Source organism: Soonwooa sp. T0.1_25 (assembly GCF_057652215.1).
In genome coordinates, this window is the sequence record NZ_JBYFBZ010000082.1 from 1 (window position 1) to 278 (window position 278).

Here is a 278-nt window from a genome sequence, read left to right on the forward strand (position 1 = left end):
TCTGCCTTTATACTTAATAATCAAAAGAGATTTTATCGCAAAGCGAAACTAAGGTTTTTAATTATCACTACTATTTTTAAGGAAACCAAAGGCGCAAAGCTTAATGAGGAAAAACAAACTTCTATTAGAAGCATGATCACAAAAGGAAACAAAAGATTTCAAACAACTAATTCCATATGCTGCAAAACATAATTCATAATTCATAATTCATAATTCATAATTCATAATTCATAATTCATAATTCATAATTCTAAATTAAAAATCGGAAATCTAAAATT

Annotated in this window: 1 protein-coding gene; it reads left to right on the plus strand. The window is 25.2% G+C overall.

What is annotated here, in order from left to right; genetic code table 11:
• On the plus strand, nt 1-192 hold a 192-nt coding region (locus AC23MB_RS14435; RefSeq protein WP_487787664.1), incomplete at its 5' end, for a hypothetical protein.
• Nucleotides 193-278 lie beyond the last annotated feature (86 nt).